The sequence below is a fragment of the Pararhizobium sp. P1_E7 genome, from assembly GCF_056405855.1.
In genome coordinates this window covers 1-2253 of sequence record NZ_JBFUBH010000176.1, presented here as the reverse complement: position 1 = coordinate 2253, position 2253 = coordinate 1, and the positions used below count along the sequence as shown (strand labels likewise).

The 2253-nt window shown below is 51.9% G+C and carries 2 protein-coding genes and 1 pseudogene; all 3 read right to left on the bottom strand.

The genetic code is table 11. From position 1 onward, the window contains the following. Positions 1–129: pseudogene (locus AC1D17_RS28570) on the bottom strand (IS3 family transposase); the annotation flags it as partial. 67 nt (positions 130–196) lie between these two features. Then, positions 197–1312 carry an acyltransferase family protein gene (locus tag AC1D17_RS28565; RefSeq protein ID WP_477568577.1) on the bottom strand — a complete coding sequence of 372 codons (1116 nt, stop codon included), beginning with the start codon at positions 1310–1312 and terminating at the stop codon, positions 197–199. An 89-nt stretch (positions 1313–1401) separates the two neighbouring features. Then, on the bottom strand, positions 1402–2160 hold the full coding sequence (locus tag AC1D17_RS28560; protein WP_477568576.1) for an O-antigen ligase family protein: 759 nt from the start codon (positions 2158–2160) through the stop codon (positions 1402–1404). Positions 2161–2253: the final 93 nt, after the last annotated feature.

Sequence of the window (2253 nt, the reverse complement as noted above, 5' to 3'; positions counted from 1 at the left end):
GTAATATGTAACTTCCGTTACGCCTATCGACCGGATCGCCTCCGCCATCGATTTGCCCTGCGCATTCAGCACGTCAACCTGACGAAGCTTCGTGACGATCTCTTCTGCCTTGTGTCTTTTCGCTGCCATTTCAATGTCCTTCTTTGGCTCATAAGCCATACTTCAAAAAGGATCACTTTTCAGGGGGCAGGCCAGTTCAATTGGAACCGCTGCGATAAACGCGCTGGTGGAAATACCAGCTATAGGGCCATCTTTCGAGCAGGATGTGTGCAATATGGCCGAGTGCGACAGACGCAACGAATACCACCGCTCCAAAGGTTGCTATCGACAACCAGACCTCATCCGTGAAAAGCTTCAGCTCAACGAAAATCCATCTTACCAAATAATAAGCATAGGGGTGGATGAGATACAGGCTGTAGCTTATCGCTCCCATATAATTTGAAAATGGATTTTGAAACAGCACACTCGTCAAGCTGCGCGGATCTACAGCCAGCGCAAAGTAGACGACGGTACAGACCAGTGCCGATAGAGCGGCCGGCTCAGTGAAATCATATAAGGTGTATTCGAATACCCCCCGGCTTGCTGAGTAGGCCGCGGCAAAAAACAGCATGACCTCCAGCGTGCGCAATATACCAGTGCCTATCGTTATTTTTGTGCCAAAGATGCGGATCAGGGCGCCAGCCAGGAAAAATATCGACACAGGAAACACAACGAGAAAAATCAAACATGCGGCCCACGCCAAGGCGGCCGCCATTGCTCCTGGTTTTTTAACGGAGGTATAGACGACCCAGCACGTCAGCGCATAGAACATCACTTCGTAGGTGAGGCTCCAGGCATTGGGCGTAAGCTGTTCGGTCCCTGTGAAAAGGTTGATAAATAGAAGACCAGACACGATACTTTCTATATTATTTGTTTTTGGATATTCGTTCGTGGCGTAATTCAACGCGACAAAAACTATAGAAGCAGCAAAGAACAACGGATAGATACGGAGAAATCGGCGCTTTGCGAATTCCGGAATGGAATATCGCAGTGCGCTTGGAAGTATCACATATCCGCTTATGACGAAAAATAACTTCACGCCGAACACACCCAGAAACCACGGGGCCTGTATCGCCTGCACGTAGGTCTCGTTCGCCTGGTAGACGTGACGCGCTGTTCCTCCAAGGACATGGGCCCCGAGGACCATGATCGACGCCAAGCCACGCAGACCATGAGCCGCAACGTTGAATTCGCTCGCTCTTTCGGCCGAACCGGTTTTGGTACGTCTCACGGATTGGCTTGCAGATGGCCGCGCCAGCATTTCATCAGCCATTGGAGGACTCACAAAGTTGCACTGAGACAGAAACCGTCTGCCGGCGGTCAAAGGAAATCATGCTTAGCCATCTACCCCAATGGGCCTGCTCAGCCGCCGGTATCGCCCGTTCCGCGCAGCAAAGCATGGTCTTTGCGCACAAAGGTCGATGCAAGGCATATCGGGAGAAGAATTGGCACCACCCAGAACCGGCTATAAACGTGCGGGAGAGCATTGGCGGCCATTAAAAATACCGTCACATTGGCAAATATTGCCGCCGCAAACGGCCGCCCGCCCGGGAGTTTCAATACCAAAAAGGCCGGACCAAGAGCACCCGTAAGCATCACAACGAAGCCGACTGCACTCACCAGTCCGCCTTCTGTCCACAAAAGCAGATAGACGTTGTGAACTGGCGCGGCAAACGCACTGCTCACACGATACTGATCGGCCCCAACTCCGACGAGCATTGTGCTCGACGTCAACTCCAGAGCTTCGTTTATCAATTCAATTCGCCCGTCGAAAGTGCCGGCTTTTCCAAGGTCACCACTTTCCAAGGCGCCAAGAACCCTCTTTTGAAAGGTTTCGGGAAGGTATTCAGTTACGAAGCCGCCACCGAGAGCCAGAATTGCCGCGCTCAGAAATAACGGCAGCAATATATGTTTCCAGTTCACGCCGAAAATTGCAAAAATTCCCACGCCGCAAACCAGCGACAGAAGGCCGGAATTAGAGCCAGTGAGCAAAATTCCATAGGTCATGATCGCTACAGCTAAAAATGCGGACGTTTTGCGAATATGACCCGCGGTGCAGAGCGCGAGGACAATTGGTACACAAAGGGCGATTACGGTCGCGCATTCGTTTGTGCGTTCCATGAGACCAGTGAGACGCCCGCTGCCGGTCACGAATATAGTCGTTTGTGCGTTCCATGAGACCAGTGAGACGCCCGCTGCCGGTCACGAATATAG

Excerpts from the sequence above, each read along its gene's own strand:
- AC1D17_RS28560 (WP_477568576.1), bottom strand. The coding sequence starts at position 2,160 with ATGGAACGCACAAACGAATGCGCGACCGTAATCGCCCTTTGTGTACCA.
- AC1D17_RS28565 (WP_477568577.1), bottom strand. The coding sequence starts at position 1,312 with ATGGCTGATGAAATGCTGGCGCGGCCATCTGCAAGCCAATCCGTGAGA.